Genomic DNA, 5,190 nt, shown 5'->3' with positions numbered 1-5,190 from the left:
CGTAGGTCTGCGCGTACTGCGGCTCCGGCGGGGCCTGGGCCGGGAAGCCCTGCTGCGCGGGGTCCTGGTAGTCGGCCGCCGGCGCGTAGTCCTGGTGCGCGGGCTCCGCGTAAGCGGGCTGCTGCGGCTGCGGGGCGGCGATCTCGGCGAGGCCGGCCCAGTGGTCCTCGTCGCTGGTGTGCAGCGCGCCGCCCGCCGCGTCCTGGGCCGCCATGTGCGCGCCGAGCTCGTCGGTGGCGACCCGGCCGTGGAGCTTCTGCCGGCCGCGGCCGACGGCCTCCAGGGTCTTGGCGAGCACGGCCTCGAAGGCGCCGAACTTGGCGTCGACGTATGCGTCCGCGCGCTGCCTGAGGGTCTCGGGGTCGCCGCTGCGCTCGGGCGCCTCGGCGTAGTCCGGGTCCTCGTACCCCTGCGCGTCGAGGCCCTCGCCGCGGCCCAGGAGCTTCTCCCGGCCCCGGTCGACGGACCCGAGCGTCTTCGTGAGGACGACCTCGAAGTTGGCGAGCTTGCTGTCGACGTACTCGTCGGCCTCGCCGCGGACCTCCTCGGCCTCCCGGCGGGCCTCCGTCAGGATGCGGTCGGCCTCGGCCTGGGAGCGGCGGGCGATCTCGGTGTCGGCGATCAGCGATCCCCGCTCGGCGCGGGCGGACTCGATGATCCGCTCGGCCTCCTGCCGGGCCTGCTCCACGACCTGCTCGCGGCCGCCGAGGACCTCCTCGGCGTGCGCGAGGGAGTTGGGCAGGGCGTCCCGTACCTCTTGGAGCATCGCGAGCAGCTCGGCGCGGTTGACCACGCAGGAAGCCGACATGGGCATGGAGCGGGCGTTCCCGACCGTTTCGACGATCTCGTCGAGCTTCTTCTGCACGTCCACCGTGTGCTCGCCACTCTCTGCTGCTGTTGGAGACGGACGGGACCGACTGTACGGCCAGGAGCCTCCCGTCCGACACCGGGTGACGGGGCGTCAGCGCCTCAGGCGCGGCCGATGCGGTCCACGAGGGCCTGGTGGACGGCCGGCGGCAGCAGGTGCGACACGTCGCCGCCCCAGGTGGCGACCTCCTTGACCAGGGAGGACGACAGGAAGCTGTACGTCGGGTTGGTCGGCACGAAGAGCGTCTCGACCCCGGAGAGCCCGTTGTTCATCTGGGCCATCTGCAGCTCGTAGTCGAAGTCGCTGACGGCCCGCAGGCCCTTCACGATCGCCGGGATGTCGCGCTGCTTGCAGAAGTCGACCAGCAGACCGTGGAAGGACTCGACCTGGACGTTGCCGAAGTCGGCGGTCACCTCGCGGATCAGGTCGATCCGCTCGTCCACCGTGAACAGCCCTTTCTTGGACTGGTTGATCATCACGGCGACGTGCACGACGTCGTACAGCTTCGAGGCTCGGCCGATGATGTCGAGATGTCCGTTGGTGATGGGGTCGAACGACCCGGGGCAGACGGCGCGGCGCAACGTGTTTCCCTCGCTCTCCGGTGCGGTCATCGTGCGTCTTCGCACGTAGAGGCGGCGCGACCGTACCAAAACGTCGCCTCGCCGTAGCGGCGGGCCCGCAGCGGCCCGAATCCCTCGGGCCAGCTGAATTCTCCGCCTCTGGTGCTCCGTTCCACGGTGACGAGGGCATCGCCCGTGAGCCACCCCTGAGCACGGAGTGTGAGCAGGATCTCCCGGAGATCGACATCGGTGACGGCGTACGGCGGATCGAGGAAGACCGCGTCGTAGGGGGCCGAGGACGCCGGTTGCGCCACGGTCTGTTCCGCTTTGCCCGTCCGCACCTCGGCGCCCGGCAGCCCGAGGGCGCGGACGTTCTCCCGGACGGTGCGCGCGGCCTTGGCGTCGGCCTCGACGAGCAGGACGTGGGCGGCTCCCCGGGAGAGCGCCTCGAGTCCCACGGCGCCGGAGCCCGCGTACAGATCGGCGACGCGGATGCCGTCGAGGGTGCCCAGGAGTGCTTCCCAGGTCGAGAAGAGGCCTTCGCGCGCCCGGTCGGAGGTGGGGCGGGTGCCGGTGCCGGGCGGGACGGCCAGGCGGCGTCCGCCGGCCACGCCTGCGATCACGCGGGTCATGGGTGTCTGGTCCTCGGGGGTCGCGGGCGGCACGCAGGGGTGGGACGCGTGCCGTGCTCCCACGATATGGCGTCGGGGTGGCCGGGGCCCCGGTCACCCCTTGTCGAGGTACTCCTCGCGGTCCTTGTCCAGGAGGGCGTCCAGGGCGGTGCGCAGCTCCGGCAGCCGTTCCAGGCCGGGGTCGGCGGCGACGACCCGGACGGCCTCCTCGCGGGCCGCCCCGATGACCTCCTCGTCGTCGATGACGCTGAGCACCCGCAGCGAGGAGCGGACCCCGGACTGGGCCTGGCCGAGGACATCGCCCTCGCGGCGCTGTTCGAGGTCGATCCGGGAGAGCTCGAAGCCGTCGAGGGTGGCGGCCACCGCGGAGAGCCTGGCCCGGGCGGGGCTCGCCTCGTGGGCCTCGCTGACGAGCAGGCACAGCCCGGGGGCCGATCCGCGCCCGACGCGTCCGCGCAGCTGGTGCAGCTGGGAGACGCCGAAGCGGTCGGCGTCCATGATCACCATGGCGGTGGCGTTGGGGACGTTCACCCCGACCTCGATGACCGTCGTGGCGACCAGTACGTCGACCTCGCCGGCGGCGAACCGGCGCATGACGCCGTCCTTGTCGTCGGGGGGCATCCTGCCGTGCAGCACCTCGATCCGCAGACCGCCGAGCGGGCCCTCGGAGAGCTGCTCGGCGATGTCCAGCACGGCGAGCGGCGGGCGCTTCTCGGCGTCGTCGGCGGGGTCGCTCCGCTTCTTGCCCTTCTTCTCGGCGGCCTCGTCGGCGTCGTCACCGATGCGGGGGCAGACGACGTACGCCTGGTGGCCGCCGGCGACCTCCTCGCGGACGCGTTCCCAGGCGCGGTCGAGGAAGTGGGGCTTGTCCTTGGCGGGGACGACGTGGCTGGCGATGGGCGAGCGGCCGGCCGGGAGCTGGTCCAGGACGGAGGTCTCCAGGTCGCCGAAGACGGTCATCGCGACCGTGCGGGGGATGGGGGTGGCGGTCATGACGAGCAGGTGCGGCGGCTGCTTCCCCTTGGAGCGCAGGGCGTCGCGCTGCTCCACACCGAAGCGGTGCTGCTCGTCGACGACGACGAGGCCGAGGTCGTGGAACTTGACCTTGTCCTCGATCAGCGCGTGGGTGCCGATGACGATCCCGGCCTCGCCGGTGACCAGGTCGAGCAGCGCCTGGCGGCGGGCCGCGGTGCCCATGGAGCCGGTGAGCAGCACCACCTTGGTGCCCCGGCCCGAGCCGCCGAGCGCCCGCCCGTCGCCCGACCGCCGCCCCTCGTCGAGAGGCGCTTCGCGCCACAGCCCCCAGTTCTCGGCCAGCTCCCCCATCATCTCGGTGACCGAGCGGTGGTGCTGCTGGGCGAGGACCTCGGTGGGGGCGAGCATCGCCGCCTGGCCGCCCGCGTCGACGACGCGGAGCATGGCGCGCAGGGCGACCAGGGTCTTGCCGGAGCCCACTTCGCCCTGGAGCAGCCGGTGCATGGGGTGGTCGGTGGCCAGGTCGCCGAAGATCTCGCCGGTGACTTTCCGCTGGCCCTCGGTGAGGGTGAAGGGCAGTACGGCGTCGAAGGCGTCGAGCAGCCCGTCGGGCACGGGCCGGCGCGCGACGGCGGGGAGCTGGGTGTCGGCGAAGCGGCGGCGGGCGAGGGCGACCTGGAGGACGAAGGCCTCGTCCCACCGCAGCCGTTCCCGCGCGGCGGCGACGTCGGCCTTCGTCTGCGGGCGGTGGATCTTCAGCAGCGCCTCGGGGAGGGGGACGAACCCGCGTCCTTCCCGCAGGGAGGCGGGCAGCGGGTCGACGGCCTCCCGGGCGCCGGGCAGGACGGTGTCCACGGCCTTGGCGATCCGCCAGGAGTCGAGCTGCTTGCAGGCGGGGTAGATCGGCAGCAGCTGTCCGGCGAAGGCGTCGACGGCCTCGGTCGCCTCGTCCTCGGCCTGGGTGTCAAGGAGCTGGTAGGTGGGGTGGGCGAGCTGGAGCCTGCGGTTGAAGACGGAGACCTTGCCCGCGAACATCGCCCGGCGGCCCGGCAGCAGCTCCTTGTGCGGCTTGTGGACGCCGTGTCCGAAGAAGACGAGCTGGAGGCGTCCGCTGCCGTCGGTCACGGTGACCTCCAGGCGTCTGCCGCGACCGCCGTTGAACGTCATGACCCGGGCGTCGGCGACCTGGGCGACGACCGTCACGTGCTCGTCCAGCGGGAGGTCGGTGAGCGCCGTGAGGCGGCCCCGCTCCTCGTACCGTCGCGGGTAGTGGTGCAGGAGGTCACCGACCGTGTGCAGGTCGAGGTGTTCCGCCATCACCTTCGCGGTGGGTCCGCCGAGCAGCTTCTTCAGTGGTTCATCGAACGCAGACACGTGCTCCATTGCACACCACGGCACCGACAACCGCCGTGACGGCTCCGCCGGAACCGCTCACTCCACGCCGATCAGCAGGGGTGCCGTCCGGGGGCCGCCCCGGTAGACCACGGTGTCGACGGCGAGGTGCCTCTCGCGGACGTGGTCCTCCAGCACCTCGGCCAGGGTGTCCGACGCCTCCTCGCCGAGTACCAGGGTGACGAGTTCACCGCCCGCCGACAGCATCCGGTCCAGGACGGTGCGGGCGGTGCCGGTGAGGTCCTCGCCGATGACGGCGACGTCGCCGTCGATGAGGCCGAGGACGTCGCCCGCCTGGCAGACGCCGGCGGTGGTCCACGACTGCCTCTCGGCGACGGCGAGTTCGGCGTACCGGGTGGCGCCGGCCGCGGCGGTCATCGCCACCACGTCCTCGTCGAAGCTGCGCTCGGGTTCGTGGACGGCGAGGGCGGCGATGCCCTGGACGGCGGCCCGGGTGGGGATCAGGGCGACGCGTACGCCCTCGGTCCGGGCCTGTTCCGCCGCGGCCGCGGCGGTGTGGCGCAGTCCGGCGTCGTTGGGCAGCAGGACCACCTCGCGGGCGTGCGCCCGGCGGATCGCGTCGACCAGCTCACCGCTGGCGGGCGGTTCGCCGGGGCGGGCGAGGACGGTGGTCGCCCCGGCCTCCGCGCACAGGCCGACGAGTCCGTCGCCGGGGACGACCGCGACGACTCCGCGCTGGGCCGGTTCGCGGTCCGCCCGGACCCGGTCGGCCGCGAAGTGGGTGATCCGGATGCGGTGGGGG

4 protein-coding genes and 1 pseudogene are annotated in these 5,190 nt (G+C 72.9%); all 5 read right to left on the bottom strand.

Annotated features, from left to right (window positions below; genetic code table 11):
• The coding region (locus tag IH13_RS39170; protein ID WP_031090254.1) for a hypothetical protein at positions 1-871 on the bottom strand (871 nt) is incomplete at its 3' end.
• Between the two features lie 98 nt (positions 872-969).
• Positions 970-1,449: a pantetheine-phosphate adenylyltransferase gene (coaD, locus tag IH13_RS0132930; protein ID WP_199814924.1), complete on the bottom strand. Its 480-nt coding sequence runs from the start codon at positions 1,447-1,449 to the stop codon at positions 970-972.
• 26 nt (positions 1,450-1,475) lie between these two features.
• On the bottom strand, positions 1,476-2,060 hold the full coding sequence (gene rsmD, locus IH13_RS0132925) for a 16S rRNA (guanine(966)-N(2))-methyltransferase RsmD (protein ID WP_031090251.1): 585 nt from the start codon (positions 2,058-2,060) through the stop codon (positions 1,476-1,478).
• 93 nt (positions 2,061-2,153) lie between these two features.
• Positions 2,154-4,418 carry an ATP-dependent DNA helicase RecG gene (gene recG / locus IH13_RS0132920; protein WP_031090247.1) on the bottom strand — a complete coding sequence of 755 codons (2,265 nt, stop codon included), beginning with the start codon at positions 4,416-4,418 and terminating at the stop codon, positions 2,154-2,156.
• A gap of 48 nt (positions 4,419-4,466) precedes the next feature.
• A pseudogene (locus IH13_RS0132915) lies at positions 4,467-5,190 on the bottom strand (dihydroxyacetone kinase); the annotation flags it as partial.

The organism is Streptomyces sp. NRRL WC-3549 (genome assembly GCF_000721935.1).
In the GTDB taxonomy this organism is placed as follows: domain Bacteria; phylum Actinomycetota; class Actinomycetes; order Streptomycetales; family Streptomycetaceae; genus Streptomyces.
The sequence above is the reverse complement of the archived record's forward strand: the minus strand, read 5'-3'. Positions and strand labels throughout refer to the sequence as shown.

Excerpts from the sequence above, each read along its gene's own strand:
- recG (WP_031090247.1), bottom strand. The coding sequence starts at position 4,418 with ATGGAGCACGTGTCTGCGTTCGATGAACCACTGAAGAAGCTGCTCGGC.
- rsmD (WP_031090251.1), bottom strand. The coding sequence starts at position 2,060 with ATGACCCGCGTGATCGCAGGCGTGGCCGGCGGACGCCGCCTGGCCGTC.